The sequence below is a fragment of the Lonsdalea quercina genome (genome assembly GCF_900107885.1).
In the GTDB taxonomy this organism is placed as follows: Bacteria; Pseudomonadota; Gammaproteobacteria; order Enterobacterales; family Enterobacteriaceae; genus Lonsdalea; species Lonsdalea quercina.
In genome coordinates, this window is the sequence record NZ_FNQS01000003.1 from 305640 (window position 1) to 329898 (window position 24259).

At 56.4% G+C, this 24259-nt stretch carries 18 protein-coding genes; 6 read left to right on the forward strand and 12 right to left on the reverse strand.

All coding sequences use genetic code 11. The features are described 5' to 3' along the window. Nucleotides 1-41: 41 nt before the first annotated feature. Complete coding sequence (locus tag BLU64_RS06595) at nucleotides 42-2822, reverse strand: flavocytochrome c (RefSeq protein WP_074728174.1); 2781 nt, start codon at nucleotides 2820-2822, stop codon at nucleotides 42-44. Nucleotides 2823-4656: 1834 nt separating this feature from the next. On the opposite strand from BLU64_RS06595, the gene BLU64_RS06600 reads away from it, so the two are divergent. Together BLU64_RS06600 and BLU64_RS06605 are read left to right on the forward strand one after the other, a co-directional pair. Beyond that, nucleotides 4657-6330 carry a methyl-accepting chemotaxis protein gene (locus tag BLU64_RS06600; protein WP_051625599.1) on the forward strand — a complete coding sequence of 558 codons (1674 nt, stop codon included), beginning with the start codon at nucleotides 4657-4659 and terminating at the stop codon, nucleotides 6328-6330. A gap of 259 nt (nucleotides 6331-6589) precedes the next feature. Beyond that, nucleotides 6590-7102, forward strand: coding sequence for an Lrp/AsnC family transcriptional regulator (locus BLU64_RS06605; protein ID WP_026744101.1), 513 nt, complete (start codon nucleotides 6590-6592; stop codon nucleotides 7100-7102). Nucleotides 7103-7186: 84 nt separating this feature from the next. On the opposite strand, the gene BLU64_RS06610 is transcribed toward BLU64_RS06605, so the two are convergent. The 8 genes from BLU64_RS06610 to BLU64_RS06645 all read right to left on the reverse strand — a co-directional run bounded on the left by BLU64_RS06610 (nucleotide 7187) and on the right by BLU64_RS06645 (nucleotide 16431). Further along, nucleotides 7187-8203: a 1-aminocyclopropane-1-carboxylate deaminase gene (locus tag BLU64_RS06610; protein ID WP_026744102.1), complete on the reverse strand. Its 1017-nt coding sequence runs from the start codon at nucleotides 8201-8203 to the stop codon at nucleotides 7187-7189. A 307-nt stretch (nucleotides 8204-8510) separates the two neighbouring features. Then, entirely contained in the window at nucleotides 8511-9443 is a 933-nt protein-coding gene (locus BLU64_RS06615) for a LysR family transcriptional regulator (RefSeq protein ID WP_026744103.1), read from the reverse strand. A 128-nt stretch (nucleotides 9444-9571) separates the two neighbouring features. Continuing rightward, a complete protein-coding gene (locus BLU64_RS06620; RefSeq protein WP_074728176.1) occupies nucleotides 9572-11002 on the reverse strand; it encodes a M20 family metallopeptidase in 1431 nt (476 codons plus the stop codon). A gap of 104 nt (nucleotides 11003-11106) precedes the next feature. Next, nucleotides 11107-11982: an ATP-binding cassette domain-containing protein gene (locus BLU64_RS06625; protein ID WP_036153617.1), complete on the reverse strand. Its 876-nt coding sequence runs from the start codon at nucleotides 11980-11982 to the stop codon at nucleotides 11107-11109. Continuing rightward, nucleotides 11979-12968 carry an ABC transporter ATP-binding protein gene (locus BLU64_RS06630; RefSeq protein WP_026744106.1) on the reverse strand — a complete coding sequence of 330 codons (990 nt, stop codon included), beginning with the start codon at nucleotides 12966-12968 and terminating at the stop codon, nucleotides 11979-11981. Before BLU64_RS06630 ends, BLU64_RS06625 begins: the two co-directional genes overlap by 4 nt. 10 nt (nucleotides 12969-12978) lie before the next feature. Next, nucleotides 12979-13908 (reverse strand): ABC transporter permease, encoded by a 930-nt coding sequence (locus BLU64_RS06635; protein WP_026744107.1) that lies wholly within the window; start codon nucleotides 13906-13908, stop codon nucleotides 12979-12981. A 9-nt stretch (nucleotides 13909-13917) separates the two neighbouring features. After that, nucleotides 13918-14835 carry an ABC transporter permease gene (locus tag BLU64_RS06640; RefSeq protein WP_074728178.1) on the reverse strand — a complete coding sequence of 306 codons (918 nt, stop codon included), beginning with the start codon at nucleotides 14833-14835 and terminating at the stop codon, nucleotides 13918-13920. 63 nt (nucleotides 14836-14898) lie between these two features. Next, the gene (locus tag BLU64_RS06645; protein WP_026740020.1) at nucleotides 14899-16431 is read right to left on the reverse strand and encodes an ABC transporter substrate-binding protein; all 1533 of its coding nucleotides are present in this window, start codon (nucleotides 16429-16431) and stop codon (nucleotides 14899-14901) included. Between the two features lie 1326 nt (nucleotides 16432-17757). Between BLU64_RS06645 and BLU64_RS06650 the strand changes: the two genes are divergently transcribed. Beyond that, nucleotides 17758-18390: a LysE/ArgO family amino acid transporter gene (locus BLU64_RS06650; protein WP_026744110.1), complete on the forward strand. Its 633-nt coding sequence runs from the start codon at nucleotides 17758-17760 to the stop codon at nucleotides 18388-18390. 35 nt (nucleotides 18391-18425) lie between these two features. On the opposite strand, the gene BLU64_RS06655 is transcribed toward BLU64_RS06650, so the two are convergent. Further along, nucleotides 18426-19514: an iron-containing alcohol dehydrogenase family protein gene (locus tag BLU64_RS06655; protein ID WP_074728179.1), complete on the reverse strand. Its 1089-nt coding sequence runs from the start codon at nucleotides 19512-19514 to the stop codon at nucleotides 18426-18428. Nucleotides 19515-19882: 368 nt separating this feature from the next. On the opposite strand from BLU64_RS06655, the gene folD reads away from it, so the two are divergent. Together folD and ybcJ are read left to right on the forward strand one after the other, a co-directional pair. After that, entirely contained in the window at nucleotides 19883-20752 is an 870-nt protein-coding gene (gene folD / locus BLU64_RS06660; RefSeq protein WP_074728181.1) for a bifunctional methylenetetrahydrofolate dehydrogenase/methenyltetrahydrofolate cyclohydrolase FolD, read from the forward strand. A 9-nt stretch (nucleotides 20753-20761) separates the two neighbouring features. Continuing rightward, on the forward strand, nucleotides 20762-20974 hold the full coding sequence (ybcJ, locus tag BLU64_RS06665) for a ribosome-associated protein YbcJ (protein ID WP_026744113.1): 213 nt from the start codon (nucleotides 20762-20764) through the stop codon (nucleotides 20972-20974). 297 nt (nucleotides 20975-21271) lie between these two features. On the opposite strand, the gene cysS is transcribed toward ybcJ, so the two are convergent. Both cysS and BLU64_RS06675 read right to left on the reverse strand, forming a co-directional pair. Beyond that, entirely contained in the window at nucleotides 21272-22657 is a 1386-nt protein-coding gene (gene cysS, locus BLU64_RS06670; protein ID WP_026744114.1) for a cysteine--tRNA ligase, read from the reverse strand. Between the two features lie 341 nt (nucleotides 22658-22998). Further along, nucleotides 22999-23421: a DoxX family protein gene (locus BLU64_RS06675; RefSeq protein WP_026744115.1), complete on the reverse strand. Its 423-nt coding sequence runs from the start codon at nucleotides 23419-23421 to the stop codon at nucleotides 22999-23001. Between the two features lie 342 nt (nucleotides 23422-23763). On the opposite strand from BLU64_RS06675, the gene ppiB reads away from it, so the two are divergent. Then, the gene (ppiB, locus tag BLU64_RS06680; RefSeq protein ID WP_026744116.1) at nucleotides 23764-24258 is read left to right on the forward strand and encodes a peptidylprolyl isomerase B; all 495 of its coding nucleotides are present in this window, start codon (nucleotides 23764-23766) and stop codon (nucleotides 24256-24258) included. Nucleotide 24259: the final 1 nt, after the last annotated feature.

Here is a 24259-nt window from a genome sequence, read left to right on the forward strand (position 1 = left end):
ACTTTGCCCCGCCTGTGGACTGCGTACGCTATGACCCGACGTTACCGTTTAGCATATGCCGCCGCTTGTTTACCGGCCTGAATACCGAAGATGATGATATCGGCCACGGCGTTTCCGCCGATGCGGTTGGCGCCGTGAATGCCGCCGACCACTTCACCCGCGGCGTAGGCGCCCTGAATAACCTCTTTATTGCTATTCAGCACTTCGGTTGCCGTGTTTACAACCACGCCACCCATCGTATGATGAACGCCCGGGGCGATCTTGATGGCGTAGAACGGTCCTTTGTTGATCGGGTTACGCAACGCGGTCGTTCTGCCGAAATCGTCATCGTGCTGTTTTTCAACAAACGTGTTGTAACGTTCGATGGTTTTGGTCAGCTCGGCAGGTTCAATTTCCAACCGGTCAGCCAACGCCGCAATGGAGTCTTCGACTTCGACGAAGCCCTGAGCAACATATTCGCCGACCGCCATGTTTTTCTCTTTGACGTGATCGTCAAAGACGATATAGGCGTATTTTTCCGGCAGGTTGATAATGCTCGCAGACACCTTGTCACGCGTTTCCAATTCATTAAAGAAACGCTGACCGCTTTGGGAAACCAGAATCGCACCGCCGCCGCGGATAGATTCAGAGATCAGATAAGACGTATTCTGCTCCACCGTCGGGTGGATCTGAATTTCACCCATGTCGACGGTATCCGCGCCCAGCGCTTCCAGCAAGGTAATCCCGCTACCGGTGGCGCCTTTGTGGTTCGTCGTTACAAAGCCTTTCAGGTCCGGACGGTATTTCACCACCAAGTCCTGGTTGGCGCTGAATCCGCCGGTCGCCATGATCACGGTCTTCGTCGGAATGACGCGCTCTTCGTTTTCGTCGTTGAGGGTGCGAACGCCGGAAACCTTACCCTCTTCCTGCAAAATCTCGGTGACAGACGTTTCCAACATCACGTCGATGTTGCGCTGGTTGAGGTTTTTCACCAGTCCGCTGATCAGGTAGCCGCCTACCGCCGCGCCGCTGGCCGGACGGTGAGTTCGGTCGACGCTCATGCCGCCGGTGGTCGTCAGGTCGCTCAACTCGATGTTGCGATCGGCCAGCCAGTCGATGGCTTCGTGGGCGTGTTCAACGAAGTATTTCACCAGTTCAGGGTTGTTCTTGTTCTGGCCGCTTTTCAGCGTTTCGTTGTAGAACAGCTCTTTATCGTCGACGATCCCTTTTATTTTCTGGAAACGTGTTTCCGCTGCGTTCATCCCCGCAGAGGCTTTGATCGTGTTCCCGCCAATCACCGGCATTTTTTCGACAATCAGCACTTTGGCGCCATCATCAGCGGCCTGAATCGCCGTCGCCAGACCCGCGCCGCCGCTGCCGACGACAACCACGTCGTACTGCTGGACTTCGTCCGGGTTGCCGCCCTCTTCGATAATCGCTTCTTTAAACGACTTCGTCATCGCCTTCGTCACCGCTTTTTTGATGGCTTCGCTCTGTTCTGTGGCGCCGGTCACGGCGTCGACGTGCGAACTATTGGCATCAAGAATACGGGTTCTGATGATTTCAAAGCTGCCGATCAGCTCATCATCCCATCCGGCGGTATCGGCCAGCGCGATATCTTTGATGTGGTCTTTTTCCAGGCTGACGTTAACGATGAGTTCTTTATCGTTGTCCTGCACTTTCTCCTGGTAGACACCCGCCTTGAACTTTTTAGCGTTCAGGCTCATATCGCGGATCATGCTTTCAACCAGCGAGAAGCGCCACAGCGGTTCCGGGATAGTCAGTTCTTCACGCTTGGTGCTGTCGATGTAGAGGTCGATGTGTTCCTGCGCAGTGATGCGATCCATCCAGTCCGGGTAGGCGATGCAACCTTTACCCACCGCAACCAGATCATAACCGTGCTCCAGCGCGACATCGGCATCCGCCTTGTTGACGATGCCGCCGACGCCCACGACCGGCACCTGCGCCAGCGTGTCGGAACGCATAGCAATATATTTTTCGATCAGCGGGGTCGCGGACTCGGTATCGACGATAGAAGGACGCAGAGTGTGGCCCATGGAGAAGTGCACGTAGTCCAGACCGCGCGCTGCCAATTTTTCCAGCAGGTACAGGGTATCGTCGAAACGGATACCCGGCTCTTCCAGCTCTTCCGGCGAGAAACGGTAGCCGATGATGAAAGACGGATCGGCATACTTGTCTTTCATCTGGTGTGCGATATCCAGCACGGCCATCGGGAAGCGAGTACGGTTGTCGCGGCTGCCGCCCCATTTGTCTTCACGGCGGTTGGAGTGCGGAGAATAGAACTGCTGAATCAGATAGGTGTTGGCGCCGTGGATTTCCACACCGTCGAATCCGGCCTGGATAGCGCGATGAATGGCGCGACCAAACTTAGCGACCATCTCTTCCACTTCATCCGCCGTCAGCTCGATAGGCGTCGGCGCGCCGGGGCGAGGTGCGGCAACGGCGCTCGGCCCTACCGGAGATTCGCCGCCGATGAGTTTAGGATCGACCATGCGTCCGCCGTGGTAGATCTGCAGGATAGCTTTAGAACCCTGTTCTTTGACCGCGCTCGCGACTTTGGACAACCCTTCAATCTTGTTGTCGTCATCAATACCGATCGCGCCAGGGAAAGCCCGTCCGCGATCGTCGATGAAGCAGCATTCCACAATCAGCGCGCCGATCTTACCGGAACGCACCTGATAGTATTCGATGAGTTCCCTGGTGACGGAACCATCAAAAAAGCCGGTGCAAGTTGTCATTGGCGCCATAACGACCCGGTTTTCCAGGGTGACGCCATTAGGCAACGTGAACGGCTGCAATAATCTATCGTTAATGTTTGTCATTAAAATACCACCTAATTTTCACAAATTTTTAGCAAATTCTTAAATTCGGAAATGGCAGGCTGCCTTTTTATTGTTCGTGTTTTATTTGCCTACGATTATTATTCTTTTATTATGTGGTTTTTTTAATGTCATAATACTTTTTTTTAATGTCTTAATTATTTAGTATTTGCAGTTATGTTACCACTCTGTTTAAATAAAAGTGTTTAATGTAAAAACATTATAAAGTGTAGGGTTTTATCGGCGATAAAATGACATGTCATTTATTTCTTCAACGTGTTCGTTAAGCGCGCCCTGCCGTTTTTTATTCGCTTATTTCACAACATCCCACATACCCACATAGGATTAACGGCTATTTCCGGCGCTGCTGGTTTTATGTACTCCCCTCTTGAACTGGCCTATTCTGAACGTCAATAGTCGATCTCAGATGCAAACAACACCATAAATTTCACATAAAAATCATAATGTTAATCTTTTAAAAAAGAGAAGCGAGACTTCATTGAATATATTCCCCCTCCGGAAGACAGGGTATTTATTAGCCGCATAACATGGTGATGGCGTTTAATAAACGCCAGTTTTTTCTTTCTGTACATTCTTTCAACGAAATCCCTTCCTGAGAGGGCAACATAAAAAAGCAGGCCTTTGTATGGATTTTCCTCAGTATGATTAGTCGTTATTTCGACGGTATTTTATTGCTGATAAATCGGCACAGGGCTTATATCAAGACGCAGAACATTGACCAGAAGGATCGAATGTCAGTCCCTCTTTATTGAAATTTTCACAGAGAACATCTTGAGGGCAACGAGATCTGCTCGGTGAGGAATGAGCGAGTCATTTTCCCGTGCATTCAATGAGAACGACAATTATTTGAGAATGGTGCGGAGATGAATATGACTTCTCTGCCCGGATATTTATTTAAAAAACGGATTATCATTATTAAAAAAGGCGATCAAGATAATAAAGGGTCATTCCGCACTTTACTGTTTCCCCGTTTATCCTATTTTTAGACATACCTCCCCCATGCGTCTAACAACTTCTCTAAATGTATTAAAATTTATATTATCCATTTTTAGATAAATAGGTGTGGAATCCATTTTGAATCCCTCCTCATAAACTGTGCTGTTTTTACTCACCGCTCAACTTTTCATAAAAAACGTGCGGCACTCTCTCGCTAACCCGGCCTGGCCAAGATCCGTCACAAAAATTAACATTTCCAGCCGTAATGGCACACTCAAGGGATAACTGTTCATCTCGGTTCATTTTCGGATCAGACTCAATAAGGTTGATGATTAGCCTGCATCTGAATTTTTTCGTTTTAGTTTAGCCCTAAACATTACCGTGATTTATTAATTTCCTGGCATTCTCTCATCTTTATTTCGACCCAAAACACAAGAAAAAATAATTTTTATAATCATAGAGATATAAAAAAACCTCAAGAAGTCGACGCTTTCCCCACCTTATCTGCGGCTTTTTTTTTACTTTTTATAAAACTCGGCCGTCTACTGCACCAAACGGCAATGAACAACCTAATCACCAAGCTTTCGACTATTAGATTAAAAGCGCTACGCTATTACGGATTTAATAATAGTTTCGCTGATCATCATCACCCCAGAAATATATTAAATCCTGAAACTTTCGTTGACATTTAATTACCTTCTTTTCGAAAAAAAGCGATGAAGTCGATTACCTGTTTGCCGATAACTGCATTGAAGAAATGAAACGTTGATGGATTTATATCTGGCTCGCGTGTTCCCCCACAAGCGTCCCAATGAATGGATGCATAAAACATAGTTCTGATTATTCAAGAACTCATACTCAATACTCCAGGGCTACGACTATGAATTTTATTCGTGACATCAAGATCAGAACCATGATGGTTCTTATCCTTATCCTGTTCTCTTTATTATGGGGAGGCGTATCAGCCTTCGCACTTTACTCTCTGGGCCAGCTGACCTCAGAAATCGAACTGACCAACGTCCAACAGGACAACGGCGATATCATCAACGGCGCCAGCGGACAGTATTACCGGGTCCAGAACATCCTGGACCGAGCCATGGAGCAAAAACTCAATAACAACCCAGACGGGTTTAAGTCGGGAATGCAGCAAGCCGCGGCAGAAATCGCGCGTTTGAAAGCGGGACTGGCGCAGTTTCAGGTGACCGATCACGCCAACATTAATAAAGTCACAATCGACGCGATCTATAACAGCTCACAGCGTCTCTACAGCGAAGCCGTTGTACCGATGTACGATGCGCTGGCAGCCGATCGCCTGGATACCTATAAGCAGATTGCGGAACAGACATACAGCCCGCTGCGTGCTGAGTTCACCACGGCCATCACTCAATACAACACCGTCATCGGCACGCTGAAGACCGAAGCTCAGGACCGCATCGGCAACTGGGTGAAATGGTGTGAATATATTCTGATGGCGGCGCTGGCTGTCGGCCTGATCATCGTGCTGCTGACCGATCGTTACCTGGCCAAGTTTGTGGTGCGTCCGCTTGATCAGATCAAACAACATCTGCAGGTGCTGGCCATAGGTCAGCTACATACCAAAATTGCAGACTTCGGCAAAAACTGCGTCGGCAGCCTGATCCCGTTCGTACAACAGATGCAGGGAAACTGGATCAATACCGTTTCCGACATTCGCATGAGCGCCGACGAAATTTATCGCAGCTCGGGTGAAATTTCCGCAGGCAACACCGACCTGTCCTCTCGTACGGAAGAGCAGGCCTCTGCGCTGGAGCAAACCGCTGCCAGCATGGAAGAGCTCAGCGCCGTGGTGAAACAGAACGCAGAAAACGCGAACCAAGCCAGCGTATTGGCGCAGAACGCTTCTAAAACGGCAAATGAAGGCGGTAGCGTCGTCAGTGATGTCATCAAAACGATGAACAACATCAGCGGCAGCTCGAAGAAAATCGCGGATATCATCAACGTCATCAACAGCATCGCGTTCCAGACCAACATTCTGGCGCTGAACGCCGCCGTTGAAGCGGCGCGTGCCGGTGAACAGGGTCGAGGCTTTGCCGTCGTCGCCAGCGAAGTTCGCAGCCTGGCGCAGCGCAGCGCCGAAGCGGCCAAAGAGATCGAAGGGCTGATCGATGAGTCCGTCAGCAACGTGAAAATCGGCTCTGAGCAGGTCACTCAGGCGGGCGACGCGATGGGCAACATTGTTCGCGCCATCACCAACGTCACCGACATCATGGGTGAAATTGCATCCGCCTCGAACGAGCAGAGCAAGGGCATTACTCAGGTCGGTCAGGCCGTCATCGAAATGGACAGCGTGACGCAGCAGAACGCCGCGTTGGTGGAAGAGTCCACCACCGCGTCATCGTCGCTGGAAGATCAGGCGCGTCGCCTGACGGAAGTGGTTTCCATCTTCCAGTTAGCAGAGTCCGAATCGCGTACCAAAGTCCCCGCGCCGGGCAAACCGGCTCAGTCCGCACCGGCTATCGCGCCGAGAAAACTAGGCTCGGGCACGCCGTCAGACGGAAACTGGGAAAAGTTCTAACCCCACGCTAACCACGCCCTGACGCCATCCGCGTCACATCGTGACGGCTCTCCGATCCACCGGGGAGCCGTTTTACTTTATCCTGCCAAGTTTCCCTTTCCACGCGGCTCTCCATTCGATTTAATGATATTGCTTGTCCACGGCTTTTTTTATGGTTTTTAATAGGAACAGGCGCCACGGGGCGAAGTGATTCACCGACAAAGTCGGAACTGACGCAATCACGCGGCAACGCCGCTTCGACGGCTTTTGTGAGGAACTCATGAAATTCAAATCTGATGCGTCGCCCGTCGATGCGGATAACAGGACCAGGCGTTACGAGCTGGATCGCTTCGATGTGACCATTCTGCGGCTACTACAAGCCGACTCGTCCATCTCTAACGTCGCACTGGCGGAGAACGTAAACCTCAGTCCTCCCGCCACCCTGCGGCGCGTGGAGCGGCTGAAACAGCTGGGTCTGATCAAAGGTTATGTCGCATTGCTCGACCCCGAGGCGCTGAATGCGGGCATGGTCGTCATCATCGGCGTCGTGCTGGACAGGTCTACCCCCGGCGCATTTAAGGATTTCGAGACGTCGGTTCAGCAGATCAGCGGCTGCATGGAGTGTCACGTCGTCACCGGCGAGTTCGACTACATGCTGATGATCCGCACCAAGGACAACCAGAGTTTTAACCGCCTGCACGCCGAACAACTGCTGTTCCTGCCAGGCGTGCGCCAAATTCGGTCGTTCATCGGCCTGCGGGAAGTGTTGTCCACCACTCAGCTACCGTTCTGAATACCGATTTTCCAGCAGTCTCCTGTTTGCCTGACATGAAAAAGCCCGCGTCACGCGGGCTGTTATCGCCACACCGTGGTGCCCTTAGCCGTTGCGGAATATATAGCTATAGGCGCTCAACGCCGGCGCGCCGCCCAGATGGGCATAGAGCACTTTGGCGCCTTTAGGGAATTCGCCGCGGCGAATTTTATCGATCATCCCCTGCATGGATTTTCCTTCGTACACCGGATCGGTCAATACGCCTTCCAGACGCCCGCACAGACGAATCGCTTCCAGCGTGCCTTCATTGGGCAGGCCGTATTCCGGGCCGCCGTAACGGGTATCCAGCACCACATCATCTTCGGTAATCGCCTGTCCCAGCTCGACCAGGTCGGCCGTCTGCTGGGCAATACGCAGGATCTGCGCCTTGGTCTGCTCCGGCTTGGCCGAGGCGTCAATCCCGATAACGTTGCGCGCACGGCCGTCGGCGGCAAACCCCACCACCATCCCCGCCTGCGTACTCCCGGTGACCGAGCACACGACGATATAGTCGAATTTAAATCCCAGCGCTTTTTCCTGCTCGCGCACTTCTTCCGCGAAACCGACGAAGCCGAGGCCGCCGTAAGGATGTTCAGAACAGCCGGCGGGGATTGGGAAGGGTTTCCCGCCGTTCTTCGCCGATTCGTCCATCGCATCCTTCCAGCTTTGACGGATGCCGATATCGAATCCCGCGGCGTCAAGACGCACATCCGCCCCCATGATCCGGGACAGCTCGATGTTCCCCACGCGATCATAGACGGCGTCGGCGTAATTCACCCAGTTTTCCTGCACCAAAATACATTTCATCCCCAGATGCGCGGCGACCGCCGCCACCTGGCGCGTCTGGTTCGACTGAATACCGCCGATGGAGACCAACGTGTCGCAGCCCTTCTCCAGCGCCTCGGGGATCAGATACTCCAACTTGCGCGTCTTATTGCCGCCGAAGGCCAGACCGCTATTGCAATCTTCGCGCTTGGCATAGATTTCAACTTCACCGCCCAGATACTCGCTGAGTCGTTTCATCGGCGTAATCGGCGACGGTCCGAAAGTTAACGGATAACGCGGGAATTTTTCTAAATTCATCATCAGGCTCCGACAGGTAATAGGGAACATAGTAGTCACAGGTGGTCACGATTTACGGGAAAAAGACTGCCCCTTGCGTTAGATACTACCCGAATGTGGAGTGATTAAAATTGCAAAAAAATACCCAATACCTGCTCTAAATTTCAAAAAATAAGCGTGAAAACGCTAATAAATCCGCAAAAAATATCCTTAAAGAAATTAAATTCACCCTCAAAAACCCAGCGAGCTATCCCCGTATTTTATCCTCTGCATTCGCGGGGGGACGAACATGGTGAAACCCCACGCGCGGCGCCCTCACCCTCTGCGCTCAGCGGGCGGAGATGGCATACTCCCGGCGTATTCGCTCATCCTGCTCGGCCAGTTCCCGTTTGAGAAAATCGCAGAAGTCGTTCAGCGCCGCCGTGCGCGGTTTGGCCGCATCGGTTTGAATCTGCATGGTCCGCTGACTGAAGGGTTCGCCGTCGATCGAGCGCATCTGCAATCCATCGCTACGCACTCGGTACAACACCGAAAAATGGCTGCAGATAGCGACGGCATCCGGTGTATTCAGCACAAACTCATAGAGAGTGGAAAAGTGATTACAGGTCAGTATCGGGTCGATGAATACGCCGTTCATGCGACAGGAGAGATCGAACAGTTGACGGATGGTGGCGGCCTGATCCGGCAACGCGACCGGATAGCCGTTCAGATCGGCCAGTTTAAGCCCGACATGCGCCAGCGGATGCGAGTCCTGCATGATCACCAGCACCGGCGCCGGATACGAGGCGACGATGTCGACGCCGTGCTCCAACGACAGGCTGAATTTGAGCGCCACATCGCATTCGCCGTTGCGCACCAGATCCGGCACCTGCCGCGTGGAACCCACCGTCAGCACGAAGTTGACCGATGAGTGCGTCAGACGAAACTTCGCCAACAGCGTCGGCATCAAATTAAAGGCGATACCGTCGGTGCAAACGACCCGAATGGTGGTTTGGCGAACCGATTTCAACCCTTCGATTTCGGCCACCGCCAGCTCCATATCCGCCATACTGCGCCGCACGTGATGTTCCAGAATCTGGCCCGCCGCGTTCAGCACCATGCCGCGCGGATGCCGTTCGAATAACGGCGCGCCAAGCCGATGCTCCAACTGCTGGATCTGACGGCTGATGGCCGAAACCGCGACGAACAGCTGCTGGCTGGCGGCGCTCAGCGATCCGGTGCTCGCCACGGCCATGAAGTAACGAATTTCGTTATTGTGCATCGGTCGCTCCGTTCATCTCGAAGGGGTTGTCAAAGTCTACCCCCTTTCTCTCCCTCAACGAACCGCGCCCGCTCCGGCGTCAACCAGAACAGGCGCGATAACCCCGCGGGGGATGAGTCAGCTGCGCGTCAGGCGGTGGTCTGCGTGGACTCAGCCTGCCGGCGTAGGCACAGCTGCTCCGCACCCTGTTCGGCCAAGTCCCAAAACAGCCCGGTCATGATCCGCAGCGCCTCCAGCGTCATGTCCGCCAGAATGTGTTCGTTGGGCGCATGCTGCGAGCAGGCCGGATAGGAGTGCGGCACCCACAGCGTCGGCAGACCCAGCGTTTCCGAAAAACAGGCGTTCGGCAGCCCGCCGCCGAAGTTGGGCAACACGGCTGGCGCTTTTCCGGAGGTGCGTGCGATTGACGTCGCGCCCCACTCCACCCACAGGTCGTTAGGGTCGAGCCGGGTGGCCTGATAGCAGCTGACGGCGTTGACGATCTCGACGTCCGCGAACCCATTGGCGTCCAGATGCTGCCGCAGATGTTGCGCAAAGTGCGCCACGTCGCTGCCGACCACGTAACGCATATGGCAATGCGCCGAGGCGGAAGGCGGAATGGCGTGCGCCGGTTTGTCGGGATTGCCGGTGACATAGGCCAGCACATCCAGCGTATTCCACCCATACACTTTCTCGGCCGACGTCAGCCCCGGCTCGCCCCACTGCGGGTCAACCTCCGGGTCGGTCGGCCCGCCGCCCAGTTCGATATCCGCCAGTATCTGGCGCAAACTCTCCGACACCGCCGGAGGCCGCAGCCCCGGCACCAGAATTCGTCCCCGCGCATCGACCAGACAGGCGATGGCGTGCGCCAGTCGAATGCCTGGGTTGCTCAGCAGTCCTCCCCAGTTGCCGGAGTGATGACCGCCCTCGCGCGGCGTCAGCCGCAGCTCGAAATTAAACACGCCGCGCGATCCCAGAAACAGCGTGGGACGTACGGCGGAGATGCGTGGGCCATCCGAGGCGATGAACAGATCGGCCGCCAGCCAGTCACGGTACTGCGCGCAGACGTCGTTCAACCCCGGCGATCCGGCTTCTTCCCCCATCTCCAGAATCAGCTTGATGTTGTAGCCCAGACGATCGTGGCGGCCTTTCAGCACCTGTTCGAGCGCCGCCAGATTAATGGTGTGCTGGCCCTTGTTATCCGCCGTCCCGCGGCCATACCAGCGATTGCCGTCCTGCACCAGCCGCCACGGCGACAGCCCGCTGCGCCACTGATCGTCATAGCCCCGCACCACATCGCCGTGACCATAGGTCAGCACCGTCAAGGGCGCGTCGGCTTCCAGCCGCCGGGCCAGCAGGAAGGGACTTTTCCCCGCTATCGGGTTGTCCACAATTCGGCAGTCGAAACCGATGGCCTGCAAACGCGGCACCATCTCTTCCGTCAGATAGGCCATCAACACCGCCCCGGTTCCCTCGTCCTGACTCTCCGTTCGATAGGCTACCCGGCGCGCCAGCGTCTCGCTGAACGCGCCGCTGTTGAAATACTCTTCCGCTGCTCGGATCGTGTCTTCACGCGTCATAATTTGTCCGTCCTCTCTTTCGATGATAGTGATTCGGCACGCAGCGGCACGGAGAGCAAGGCCCCGGCCCGGCTCCCTGACGGTCGCGCGTCGTGTCGTTGGCCTTACTCGCCGAACTGGCTGATATCCGGGATGCCCAACCCCGGCTCTGGCGTCAGCACCGACGCCAGCAGCGTTTTGGTATAAGGATGCTGCGGCGAACGGAAGATCTGCTCACGCGTCCCCTGCTCCACAATCGTGCCTTTTTGCATGACGGCGACATGGTCGACCAGATGCTCCACGACGGACAGGTTGTGGCTGATGAACAGGTAGGTCAGTCCGAACTCCTGCTTGAGCGCCAGCAGCAGATTGAGGATCTGCGCCTGCACGGAAACGTCCAGCGCGGAGGTCGGCTCGTCGCAGATCAGAATGGCCGGCCGCATGATCAATGCCCGGGCGATCGCCACCCGTTGGCGCTGACCGCCGGACAGCTGTCCAGGATATTGCTGGTGCGTCCGCGCGGGCATACCCACGACGTCCAGCATCTCTTTCACTCGTGTTTTGCGCTCCTCCGGCGTCCCCATGTTGTGCAGCCGCAGCGCCACCTCCACGATATCCGCCACGGTGCGGCGCGGATTCAGCGATGAGTATGGGTCCTGAAAGATGGGCTGGATGCGCGACGCCAGCGCTTTACGGTCGCCCGCGTCGATTTCACGCCCCTCGATCAACACGTTGCCGGAGGTCGGCGGCAGCAGTCCCAGCAACATCTTCGCCAGCGTGCTTTTGCCGCAGCCCGACTCGCCCACCAGCCCGAGCGTTTCTCCCCGCCGGATGCGCAACGAGACGTTGTTCACGGCGCGGATTTCTCCCGGTTTCGTGAAGATGCCGCGATTCAGGCGAAAGACCCGGCTGAGCACGCACAGCTCCAGCGCCAGATCCTCATTGCCCGGAATATGCGGCGGCGAGGGCGCCCGCAGCCCTTCTACACTATCTATCGTCATAGCGCCTCCACGGTCTTTTGGGCCTGAACACAGCGCACCGCGTGCGCGTCGGTGACATCGACATAAGGGATGTCCCGACGGCAGGCGTCAGTACAGCGCGAACAGCGATTGAAGAAAGCACAGCCCTGCTGCGGCCCGACCAGGCTCGGCACCACGCCGGGAATGGCGCGAAGGGGTTGCCCCGGCATCGTCTTCCCCTGCACCGGAATGCAGTCGAGCAGCCCGCGCGTGTAAGGGTGCTGCGGCTGATGAAACAGCGGCATCACGGGGGCGGTTTCGACGATCTGCCCGGCGTACATGACCGACACGCGATCGGCGATGCGGGCCACTACGCCCAGGTCGTGGGTAATGAAGATCACCGCGGTGCCGAACTCCTGTTGCAGCGCGCGGAGCATCCGCAGAATTTGCGCCTGAATGGTGACGTCCAGCGCCGTGGTGGGTTCATCCGCAATGATCAGTTCCGGCTCGCACATCAGCGCCATCGCAATCATGATGCGCTGGCGCAGGCCGCCGGACAGCTGATGGGGATATTGATTCAGCCGGTCCGCCGCCATCGGAATGCCCACGCGCTCCATCAGCCACACCGCCCGGTCTCGCGCGGTCGACATCGACACCTTGCGGTGCGCCAGCAGCGTTTCACACAGTTGATTGCCCAGCGTGAAAGATGGGTTGAGCGACGTCATCGGCTCCTGAAAAATCATCGCCATCTCGTCGCCCCGCATCGCGGCCCGCTGGCGGGGCGTCATCGCTTGCAGATCGTGACCTTTGAAACGCATATGGTCCGCCGTGCGAACGGCTTTTCGCGGCAACAGATCCATCAGTGCCAGCGACGTCATGGATTTGCCGCAGCCCGACTCCCCGACCAGACACAGCATCTCGCCCCGGCGCACGGAGAAGTCGATGCCGCGCACCGCATGCAGCATGCCACGCGGCGTCGGCAAGTCGACCCGCAGGTTCTTCACATCCAGCAAAATGTCATCATTCATCGCCGCCCCCTTAACCCCGTCCGTCCAGCGCGGTGATGTCGCGCAGACCATCCCCGACCAGATTGATGCCCAGAACCAGTATCGCCAGCATGACGCCCGGTATCAGAATGACCCACGGCTGAAAAAACATGTACGCCTTGCCTTCGGCGACCATCAGCCCCCACGACGGCATCGGCGGCTGGACGCCCAGCCCCAGAAACGACAGCGTGGCCTCCAGCAGAATGGCGTGGGCGATCTCCAGCGTCGCGACCACCGTCAGCGGCCCCAGCAGGTTGGGCAGGATCTCGCGCAGCATGATGAACAGGGATGATGCGCCCAATGTTTTCGCCGCCGCCACGAACTCCGCCTCACGCAGCTGGCGCGTCACCGAGCGGGAGACAATGAGGAAGCGGTCCCACAGCAACAGTCCCAGCAGCATAATCACGACTTTGACGGAACCGCCCACCATCGACGCCATCGCCAGCGCCACCAGAATGACCGGCATGGAAAGACGCACGGTCAGGATATAACTGACCACCGCGTCGACGCGGCCGCCGAAATAGCCCGCCGTCACCCCCAGCGTGATACCGATGAAACCGGCCACCAGCACGGACACCAGTCCGATCAGCAGCGAGACCTGCGCGCCGTACAACAGGCGGCTCAGGTAGTCGCGCCCCAGTTTGTCGGTGCCCAGAAGATGGTCCCAGCCGCCCTTTTCATGCCACACCGGCGGGATCAGGCGCTGACTGATGTCTTGCGCATAGGGGTCGTGCGGGCTGATCAGCGGCGCCAGTATCGCGGCCACGATAATGACGGTGAGGATGACCACGCCTATCGCCATACTGTGATGGCCCATCATCCGCCGCAGCCAGCGCCGGGCCGGACCCGGCTCGGGCAGAAGGACCGTGTCGGGCGGCGTCGATGCGATGACGGCGGAGGGAAGCGGTGAGGATGGTTTCATGAAAGCTCCTTATTGCGTCCGCAGTCGAGGGTCCAGCGCGGCATTCAGCACATCCGCCAGAAAGCTCAATACGATGTAAAACACCGCGATAATCAGCACGATGGCCTGCACCACCGGGAAGTCGTTGCGGGAGATCGAATCCCAGGCCAGCTGGCCCAGCCCTTGCAACGCGAACACGGATTCGATCACGACCGAGCCGCCCAGCATAAAGCCCAGTTCCACCGTCGCCAGCGCCACCACCGGGATGATGGCGTTGCGCAGACCATGCTTGACGATCACCCGAAACGCGCTTAGCCCCTTGGCCCGGGCGGTGCGGATATAGTCCGCGCCCAGCACGTCAAGCATGCCGGAGCGCGTCAGTCGCATCAGCGACGGCATGGCGTAGTAGCCCAACGCGACGGCGGGCAGGACGAAGTTTTGCCAGCTGCTGTTGCCCGCCACCGGCAGCCATTTCAGCCCGACGGCGAACAGCAGAATCAGGATCAGCGCGAACCAGAAGTTCGGCATCGCCTGCCCGATGACGGCGATGAACATAGCGCCTCGGTCAACCCAGGTATTGCGGAACACCGCCGCCAGAACGCCCAGCGGGATCGCCACCACCAGCGCCAGCAGCAGCGAGACGCCGCCCAGCTTGAGCGTGATCGGCATGCGCTGACCAATCAGCTCCATCACCGTGTTTTCGAAATAGAACGAGCGGCCGAAATCCAGATGCAACGCCGCCCACATCCACTGGCCGAACTGGGTGATCAGCGGCTGGTCCAGCCCATACTGCCGACGTATTCCCTCGATCACCTCTGCGGAGGCGTCCGGACCCGCAATCGCGGCCGCCAGATCGCCCGATAGGTGCAGAAGCGAAAAGCTGACCACGGCCACCGTGAATAGCACCGCCAGCGCCACCAGCAGCCGTCGCAAAATATAGATAAGCATCAGTCACTCCTCCTGCGGGCCGTCGCCGGAAGGCGTCGCGCGTCTTCCGGCTCGTTTCACGTCTTATTTCCAGCTGGCCATCGCGAAGCGCGGCAGCTCATCCGGCCAATCCTCGAAGTTCAGATCGGAGGTGAAGGCGTAGTGGGTGGAGTAGGAGAACATCGGCGCCAGGTAAGCCTGTGAGGAGATCCGCCCCAACGCCTCTGCGTACAGGGCGCTGCGCTGTTTGGGGTCGAGCGTTTCATCCGCCTTCGCCAGTGTGGCGGTGACCTCGGCGTCTTTCCAAATATCATCGCCCCGACCGCCGAAATACGGCGTGGTGAACGCGGCGGCATCGTTGATGGAGAACGATCCCCAGGTGCGGATCGCCATGGGCGCTTTACCGGAAATGAGATCCGCCGCCAGCACCGTGTACTGAACGTAGTGAAGACGGGCACGGATACCGACCTTGCGCAGATCGCCGATGATCGCTTCAGCATAGTCGCGCTCGCGATAGGCCCAGATATCGGTATCAAAGCCGTTGGGATAACCGGCTTCCGCCAGCAGCTGCTTTGCCTTCTCCGGGTTGTAGTCATATTTGATGACCTTGCTGGTGTCGCAGGCGGTTTGGGTACGGAAGCAGGCGGAATACACCGGCTGACTGCCGCCGCGCACCAGATTGTTGACGATGGCCTCGCGGTTGATGGCGTAGTTCACCGCCTGACGCACGCGCAGATCCTTGAACGGCTCGCCGCCCGGACCTTTGGCGTGAGTGTTTAAGGCCATAAAGCCGATGCGCATGGTTTCACCGCTTTTGACGGTAAGGTTCGGCATGGTCTCCAGCGAGGTGATCTGGTCGGCGGGCACGCGCCAGATCCAGTCCACCTGACCGGTCATCAGCTGCGCCAGTCGCGTTTCCGGATCGCGGATGACCACAAACTGTAGCTTGCCGATTTTCGGTTGTCCCTGCGGGCTATCCGCAAAGTAATCGGGGTTCTTTTCCATACTCACGCCCTGAGCCGGGGTGACTTTGGTGATTTTATAAGGGCCGGTGCCGATGGGCGCCTGGCTGAATCCGGCCAGCTTCACCTTCTGGTAATAGGCTGACGGATAGATAGGCGTAGGGCCGGAGAGATATTCCAACGCGGCGGGGAACGGTTTTTTCAGCTTCAGCCGGACGGTGTAGTCATCCACCTTTTCGGTGGTGTCGATCCAGTCCACGCTTTGCGGCATCACCGACGACGTCCCGGGGCCAGCAATATGGTTGAAGGTGTAAGCCACATCTTCCGCGGTGAAGGGATCGCCGTTGTGGAAGGTGATCCCTTTACGCAGATGTATCAGCAGAGAAGTGGGCGATTCCCAAGTCCAGTCTGAGGCCAGTTCAGGTTTGTACTCGCCGGTTTTGGGATCGCGATAGATCAGGGTATCCCAGACCAGGTGGGCCAGGATCACGCCTTCACGAAGGTTGTTATGATAAGGGCTGACGTTTTCCACCTCGTTATCGGAGGCGTAAACCAGCGTGTCATTCTGTTTTCCCGCATAGCTGGAAGATGCGCAGCCGAGGAGGAGTGCAGACAAAACACCGCGTTTGATCTGTCTTGTCAGTGAACAAGCCATAGGATTCTCCATTCGATACACTTCATGAAAGAATTAAATCGCCACAATCTCACCTACGTTCCGACAGGAAGTTGCAAGAGTGGAGCCAACCCCGGCTTCCTAACCTTACTGATTTTAGATATAAGCTTTCTAATAATGAGAAACCGCTTAACCCGAGCTGCTTTCGGCGCAAACCACAGGTCATTACGGTGGAATAGGTTTTATTGATAGACAGGTGTTCTGGCAATTGGCGTTTAGTGGCGGTGCAACAGCATGATCGACGCGCACTCTTTTAAGGCACAGGGACTTTCTCCCACGGATGACGGCATCGGCGTTATCAATGCGTACCCGAATACAGGCGTATCCCCTCCCCCACAGCATCGTCACTCACGCCAGAAGTTGTCCCTTTTCTTCGCACCTTATTTCGTGCGCCCCACGATAAATCGACAGGCAGTAGCTGGACGACATTTCCGCTCGACGTTCGAGAAGCAGACCATCATATTCACCATTCGATGAAAATGAATAGACGCCAGAATTAATCACGATGAGATAAATACGTTCATCTCCCAATGGTCAAATTCAACGCCCCTTAAAGCTGATTAAACGTATTCGCTGCAAAAATAAACCTCGGCGATAGTGAGTTGATATTTACCCAGTAAACTCCGGCGAGTATTTATTCCTCCACCTTGCCAGACGCCATTGCATTTTAGGGGTCATGGCTATTTTAGCGAGGTAGCGACAGTATCGAAAAATATCTCGCCGCGCAGACGTATTGTGGTGGAGGGTATGCCTGAGTTTATGGCGAGGTAACATTTCCGCTCGCCCTGAGTGACGCCCAAGGCACAAAACCGCCGCAAACAGGGATAAAGAAAAATCATACTATCATATTGTTTTTTAATATTTAATTTTAGAGCAGACATCTCACCGCCTGTCCTTATGAACTATTTCACATCGCGCCTGAATCACAATCGAGTGACCGCTTTTTCGGCTTTTATCGCTTTTGCTAATCGACAATCACTATTATTAATTGGCCTCATGGGTCGCGGAAAGGGATGATAGCGACATCGAATTCTCCCGATTGAAACAGGGTGGAGAATACATAAATCATTTTGTCGCCAGCGTGGCTATGCGTATTGATGCATCGCCGATCCCATAACCATTTCGGCGTTGGTATATTGGAGTCGAATTGTTTATCCGTCGCAACGCATGGAATATTTCAATAAAAGATAAAATAAGCGCTGCCTTTATTGAGTGATGCTGACGTCACCGGCCGTTTATTCCTTTTTGAATATCGCCCAGACGCGTGTTCATTCTTTTTCACTATCAAACCAGAGCGAATTAAAGAGTATGTCTACGACCGTATTTATCACCGGTTTTATGACCAGTGCCGGATTGCTGCTCTCTATCGGCGCACAGAATTCATTTGTGTTGCGTCAGGGAGTGCGTCGGGAACATGTCTTTTTAGTCTGTACCCTCTGCTTCATGTTAGACATTTTATTGATCAGCGCGGGCGTCTTTGGCGTCGGCGAACTGCTCAGCGCCCACCCGTGGGCGCTGACATGCCTGACGCTGGCGGGCGTGTTGTTTTTGATTCACTACGGCTTCTGCGCGCTTCGCCGCGCCTGGCGAGGCAACCAAAGTCTGCGCCTTGGCGCGACCGGCGACGCGCGCGCCAGCCGTCTTTCCGCTGTCACCGCCTGTCTGGCGGTCAGCCTCCTCAACCCCAGCGTGTACCTGGATACCGTCGCCATCATCGGCGGCATATCGTCCGGGCTGAGTCATGAGCACAAAATCTTCTACTTAGCGGGCGCGCTGCTGGCGTCCGGCCTCTGGTTTTACGCCATCGGCTACCTCTCTTCCGCCTGCGCGCGCTTGTTCGAGAAGAACAGCACCTGGCGGGTGCTGGATAGCTTTATCGGCGTGTACATGCTGTTTATCGCCTGGCAGCTGCTACGGCTTATCGTGTATCCGGCGGCGTAATGACGCCCGCCGCCTCTTCTTCTGCCATCGCGCGCTTAGCGGGCGATGCGGGCCGCCAGCGACTCGACGCGGCGAATCGCCTCCCGCAGCATTGTTTCCGTCACCGTGAACGGCATGGCGTCCATATCCGCTGTTTTAACGGCCGCTTGCAAGATGGCTTGCAGTTCGGCATCGGTCAGATCGGGACTGATGTCCGCCAACGTCAGCGGCACGGCGCAGGCATGCGCCAGCGACAGCGCCTCCAGCAGCGCTTCGTCGCTCCGCGCTTCCAGCGCCAGCAGGCACAGATTGCCGAAGCCCACCAGCAGGCCGTGGCCAAAATCGCGGGTTTTGTCGCACACGGTGAAACCTTCGAACAACGCGTGCGCCGCAGCGGCATGCGCGCCGCTGGCCATGATGGAGGTCAGTCCGGCGAACAGGAAGATCGCATCCAGCACCTGATCCAGCGCTTCGGTGCTGCGATTTTCCGCCACCGCGCGACAGGCTTCGGCGCCAAAACGTTCGATCAGTTGGAAACAAATCGCGCTATGAGCGCGGGAAGAGGCAGCCAGACCGCTTTGATTATGTCCGGTATCGATCGCCCGAAACTCGTACCACTTCGCCAGCGTATCGCCCAGCCCGGCGGCGAGCCAACGCAGGGGCGCTTGCGCTAACAACGTGCTGTCGATGATGACCGCATTCGGCGCGGACGGCAGATGGCACAAGTCAACAAAGTGCCCGTCCTCTTCGTAACGCACAGAAAGCGGAGTCACCGCCGCACAGGTGCCGGCGATGGTGGGCAACGTGACGACGGGAATACCCGCCTGATGCGCCACCAACTTACCGGTATCCAGCGACTTCCCGCCGCCCACGGACAGCAGTACGTCGCTATGGGTTTCCGCCACGCGGGCACACAGTCGTTCGACCTGCTTGTCGCTGCAATGCCCGCCGAACCACTCAACGCCGCTTAACGTAAGACCGGCCAGGGTCAGTTGGGTGCGGATTATCGCCTCCGTCGCCGCCACTGCCTGATGACCGCCGACAACCAATACACGTGTCCCTAACCCGGCGCAGATGTCCCCCAGCTGACGGCTGGCGTCCGCCCCGCGTACGATTTTTGCGGGGAAAATAACCTGTTGTGTCATGTGTCTTCCTACCTGTTTTCAGCTTAGAATCAATGAGTTACTCAAACACCGCGCTGTGAGCGCCCAAGCGAACTCCCTCCGAGCGGCGTTCTTGACGACTTCTTTCTACGTAAGCACGCGCAGCGATGGAACGCGTATCCTCCGTCGATCGTCAGGATCCGTCACAGGATGGCGGCGTGGCATCTGGTGGCTTATCGCCTCTGCGCCTCCCCCTTTATCCGAGGTATGTCGAGGGTTCTCTCAGGGGCGATGACGGACGGAAACGATTGAGCGTCAGCAATTAATGTCGATACAACGCCTGACAGCACGCGCCGCTTCTGACAAAATACGCGCCATCCCCCGTTTGTGAAATGATGGATTTTCTGTAGATGGTTGCGAAACTTATTGATGGTAAAACGATTGCGCAGCAAGTTAAGAGCGACGTTGCTGCACGTGTCCAAGAGCGTCTGGCCGCCGGTAAGCGAGCGCCGGGTCTGGCGGTTATCCTGGTAGGGGACGATCCTGCTTCTCAGATCTATGTCGGCAGCAAACGTCGGGTCTGTGAGGAAGTCGGTTTCGTTTCCCGCTCTTACGATCTGCCCTCCACCACCTCCGAAGGCGAACTGCTGGGGCTGATTGACCGACTGAACGCCGATGAAACCATCGACGGTATTCTGGTGCAGTTGCCGCTACCGCAAGGCATCGACAACACCAGCGTCATTGAGCGCATCGCGCCCGATAAAGACGTGGATGGCTTCCACCCGTATAATGTCGGCCGCCTTTGCCAGCGCGCGCCGCTGCTGCGATCCTGTACGCCGCGTGGGATCATCACGCTGCTGGAGCAGTACAAGATCGACATGTTCGGCCTGAATGCCGTCGTCATTGGCGCGTCAAACATAGTCGGCCGTCCGATGAGTCTGGAGCTGCTGCTGGCCGGTTGCACCACGACCGTAACGCATCGTTTCACGAAGAATTTGCGTCAGCACGTTGAGAACGCGGACTTGCTGGTCGTCGCCGTCGGTAAACCCGGCTTTATTCCGGGCGACTGGATCAAACCCGGCGCGGTCGTGATTGATGTCGGCATCAATCGACTGGAAGACGGCAAAGTCGTGGGCGATATTGATTTTGCCGGTGCAAGCGAACGCGCCTCTTTCATCACGCCGGTCCCCGGCGGCGTCGGCCCGATGACCGTCGCCACCCTGATTCAAAATACCTTGCAGGCCTGCGAGGAATATCACGACACACCCGCAAAGGCATAAACTGAGATTATGGAAATTTTTCACCTGAACCAACATCCGCACGTAGAACTGTGCGATCTGCTGAAACTCCTCGGCTGGAGCGACAGCGGCGCCTCCGCCAAACAGCTCATCGCCAACGGCGACGTGAGCGTCGACGACCATATCGAAACGCGTAAGCGCTGCAAAATCGTCGCCGGTCAGGTCGTGCGTTTCGCTGACCACGCGGTCACCGTTCAGGCATAGTTCGCCCGACGCAGGCCGTCGCGGCATCGCGTATTTCACCCACATCCCGCCCTCGCGGAGATGTGGGGTCATCGCTTATTCCCCCCTCCCTGTCACGTTTTCCTCTGCCATAACGCGCCATCGCAATGCGCCTAACCTCGCCTGCGTGCGGGATACTCAGGATTCGGGTTCAGGAAGGAACTCAGCATCGGCGAGAATCAATGAAAACAGGCCGGGAGCGAATCAGCTTCCGGCCTGTTGATGCTGCGTGAGAGGCAGCGAAACGAAGCGCGCCGCCGCGAAGGGAGGAACGACGGCTTACTTACGGCGCCAGATTGTCCCCTGCGGACCGTCTTCCAGCACGATCCCCATTTCGTTGAGGCGATCGCGCGCGGCATCGGCCAGTCCCCAGTCTTTACTCTGACGCGCATCGTTGCGCTGCTTAATCAACGCTTCGATTTCCGCCACTTCGTCATCGTCCGCCTGCGCGCCGCTCTGCAGAAACAGCTCCGGATCTTGCTCCAGCAGGCCCAGCACTTTCGCCAACTGCCGCAGCGCGGCGGCCAGACCGTTTGCCGCCGCAGGATCTTCCACCTTCATCCGGTTGACCTCGCGCGCCATATCAAACAGCACGGAGTAGGCTTCCGGAGTATTGAAGTCGTCGTCCATCGCCTCGCGGAAACGGGCTTCGAAGGCTTCGCCGCCGCAGGCGGCCGCCGATGTGTCCATGCCGCGCAATGCGGTGTATAAGCGCTCCAGCGAGGCGCGCGCCTGCTTGAGGTTCTCTTCGCTGTAGTTCAACTGGCTACGGTAGTGCCCGGACATCAAAAAATAGCGAATGGTTTCAGCATCGTAGTGCGCCAATACGTCGCGAACGGTGAAAAAATTGTTCAGGGATTTGGACATCTTTTCCCGATCGACCATCACCATGCCGGAGTGCATCCAGTAGTTGACGTATTCGCCGCCATGGGCGCAGGTGGACTGAGCAATTTCGTTTTCATGGTGCGGAAACATCAGATCCGAACCGCCGCCATGGATGTCGAAGTGTTCACCCAGCTGCTTGCAGTTCATAGCGGAGCATTCAATATGCCAGCCGGGACGACCGTTGCCCCACGGCGACGGCCAGCTCGGTTCGCCAGCTTTCGACATCTTCCACAACACGAAATCCATTGGGTTGCGTTTGACGTCCGCGATTTCAACCCGCGCGCCCGCCTTCAACTGGTCCAAATCCTGACGAGACAGAATGCCGTAATCCGCATCGGTTTCGACCGCGAACATCACGTCGCCGTTCTTCGCCACATAGGCGTGATTACGTTCCATCAACTGCTGCACCAGCGCGATGATTTCATCGATATGCCGGGTGGCGCGCGGCTCGACGTCCGGCGGAAGAATATTCAGCGCACTGAAATCGGCGTGCATCTCGGCGATCATGCGGTCGGTCAATTGCTCGATGGTTTCGCCGTTTTTAGCCGCGCGCTGAATGATTTTGTCGTCAATGTCCGTAATATTGCGAACATACTTGACTTCGTAGCCGAGATAACGCAGGTAACGCGATACCACGTCGAACGCCACGAAAGTCCGCCCGTGACCGATGTGACACAGGTCGTAAACGGTTATCCCGCACACATACATACCGACTTTGTCAGCGTGAATGGGTTTGAATTCCTCTTTTTGACGACTCAGGGTATTAAAAATCTTTAGCATCGGGACATTCCATGGTGTTCGCAGGATATAAGCATCACTGTTTTGCGGTACGCGCATAAAAGTATGGGTGGCCCGGAGTTTCAGGCCCAGGCTGCGTATTGAACCCCGAACCCTGACCTATTGCAAGATCGGTACCATTGAGCGGCGGCAGTTATTTCATCCTGAGAAAAAGATTTTTACGTGCAAAAACAAAAGCCCGACCGGCGGATCGGGCGAGGGTAAGGCGGGAAAATAACCCCTCACATGAAAGGGGTAAGACTTTTTGTCTCTTAGTCGCGCGCACTGCCTCGTCTCAGGCGCGGTTTTCCTTTATGTCTTCTGGCATCAGGATCGATGTCGAGTTACCGCCAACGGGGATTGGACGCCAGCGAGTAACGACCGCCGCCGAGCATCAAGATGGCGAGACCGGCAAAAAAGTACACCGCCATGCTCTCAATGCCCCATGCGCCGGTCTTGTCCAGCGTGAGGGCCGCATTCAGGTCAGTCAGCCCATACGCGGCTAACATGGTGAGCGTAAAAATGAGCGCGGACGGCCGGGTCAGAATGCCCAAAATCATCAACACCGGCGCGATCACTTCACCCACATAGACGCCGTAACCGACAATACCGGGCAGCCCATGCGCCATCACCATCGACTGGATGCCGTCAATACCCGCGATCAACTTATGAACGCCGTGGAACAGCATCATGGCACCGAAAGAAACACGCAGTACCAGCTTGCCGAAATCCGGCCTGTCAAAGAGTGAATTGAACCCGTTAAGCATCATGCACCTCCCTTGTGATTACTTGATTAAGGAGAATGATTATCACTTAATCCGGGGCCTTTTACCGATCGCCGCGTCACGTTTGAAAAATCGTTTCTTCCCCTGTTGCAGCGACGGTTAAATGACCCCGTTCTCTGGTTGCGGATCGTACGGCAAAGTTGAAGCCCAAGCGCGTGTCACGCCGCTGGCTGATGGCCCCCGCCCCCGCCGCGAGGCGCTCGCGCGAGGCGGCCTTTGCTGACTCAGGCATTCACTTATGTTATAAGAGCGCTCTTGGTGGCACACCGCCTCTGTAAACCTCCCTTTTATTCTATGTACTATGGCTAAGTAGGATTCATCATTATGATTACGTTTCATACCAACCATGGCGATATCGTCATCAATACCTTCGCGGACAAAGCGCCAGCTACCGTTGAAAACTTTCTGAAATACTGCCGTAGCGGCTTCTACAACAACACCATTTTTCACCGCGTGATCGATGGCTTTATGATTCAGGGCGGCGGATTTGCTCCAGGTATGGAACAGAAAATCACCGAAGCGCCGATCAAAAACGAAGCCAACAACGGGCTTAAAAACACCCGCGGCACGCTGGCGATGGCTCGCACCAACGATCCGCACTCGGCCACCGCCCAGTTCTTCATCAACGTAGTGGACAATGACTTCCTGAACTTCCGCTCCGAACGCGCCGACGGCTGGGGTTACTGCGTTTTCGCCGAAGTCGTGGAAGGTTTGGACGTGGTCGACAAAATCAAAGCGGTAGCCACCGGGCGCAGCGGTATGCACCAGGATGTGCCGAAGGAAGATGTCGTCGTGACCAGCGTCACGGTCAGCGAGTAAT

Excerpts from the sequence above, each read along its gene's own strand:
- BLU64_RS06595 (WP_074728174.1), bottom strand. The coding sequence starts at position 2,822 with ATGACAAACATTAACGATAGATTATTGCAGCCGTTCACGTTGCCTAAT.
- BLU64_RS06600 (WP_051625599.1), top strand. The coding sequence starts at position 4,657 with ATGAATTTTATTCGTGACATCAAGATCAGAACCATGATGGTTCTTATC.
- BLU64_RS06605 (WP_026744101.1), top strand. The coding sequence starts at position 6,590 with ATGAAATTCAAATCTGATGCGTCGCCCGTCGATGCGGATAACAGGACC.
- BLU64_RS06610 (WP_026744102.1), bottom strand. The coding sequence starts at position 8,203 with ATGAATTTAGAAAAATTCCCGCGTTATCCGTTAACTTTCGGACCGTCG.
- BLU64_RS06615 (WP_026744103.1), bottom strand. The coding sequence starts at position 9,443 with ATGCACAATAACGAAATTCGTTACTTCATGGCCGTGGCGAGCACCGGA.
- BLU64_RS06620 (WP_074728176.1), bottom strand. The coding sequence starts at position 11,002 with ATGACGCGTGAAGACACGATCCGAGCAGCGGAAGAGTATTTCAACAGC.
- BLU64_RS06625 (WP_036153617.1), bottom strand. The coding sequence starts at position 11,982 with ATGACGATAGATAGTGTAGAAGGGCTGCGGGCGCCCTCGCCGCCGCAT.
- BLU64_RS06630 (WP_026744106.1), bottom strand. The coding sequence starts at position 12,968 with ATGAATGATGACATTTTGCTGGATGTGAAGAACCTGCGGGTCGACTTG.
- BLU64_RS06635 (WP_026744107.1), bottom strand. The coding sequence starts at position 13,908 with ATGAAACCATCCTCACCGCTTCCCTCCGCCGTCATCGCATCGACGCCG.
- BLU64_RS06640 (WP_074728178.1), bottom strand. The coding sequence starts at position 14,835 with ATGCTTATCTATATTTTGCGACGGCTGCTGGTGGCGCTGGCGGTGCTA.
- BLU64_RS06645 (WP_026740020.1), bottom strand. The coding sequence starts at position 16,431 with ATGGCTTGTTCACTGACAAGACAGATCAAACGCGGTGTTTTGTCTGCA.
- BLU64_RS06650 (WP_026744110.1), top strand. The coding sequence starts at position 17,758 with ATGTCTACGACCGTATTTATCACCGGTTTTATGACCAGTGCCGGATTG.
- BLU64_RS06655 (WP_074728179.1), bottom strand. The coding sequence starts at position 19,514 with ATGACACAACAGGTTATTTTCCCCGCAAAAATCGTACGCGGGGCGGAC.
- folD (WP_074728181.1), top strand. The coding sequence starts at position 19,883 with ATGGTTGCGAAACTTATTGATGGTAAAACGATTGCGCAGCAAGTTAAG.
- ybcJ (WP_026744113.1), top strand. The coding sequence starts at position 20,762 with ATGGAAATTTTTCACCTGAACCAACATCCGCACGTAGAACTGTGCGAT.
- cysS (WP_026744114.1), bottom strand. The coding sequence starts at position 22,657 with ATGCTAAAGATTTTTAATACCCTGAGTCGTCAAAAAGAGGAATTCAAA.
- BLU64_RS06675 (WP_026744115.1), bottom strand. The coding sequence starts at position 23,421 with ATGCTTAACGGGTTCAATTCACTCTTTGACAGGCCGGATTTCGGCAAG.
- ppiB (WP_026744116.1), top strand. The coding sequence starts at position 23,764 with ATGATTACGTTTCATACCAACCATGGCGATATCGTCATCAATACCTTC.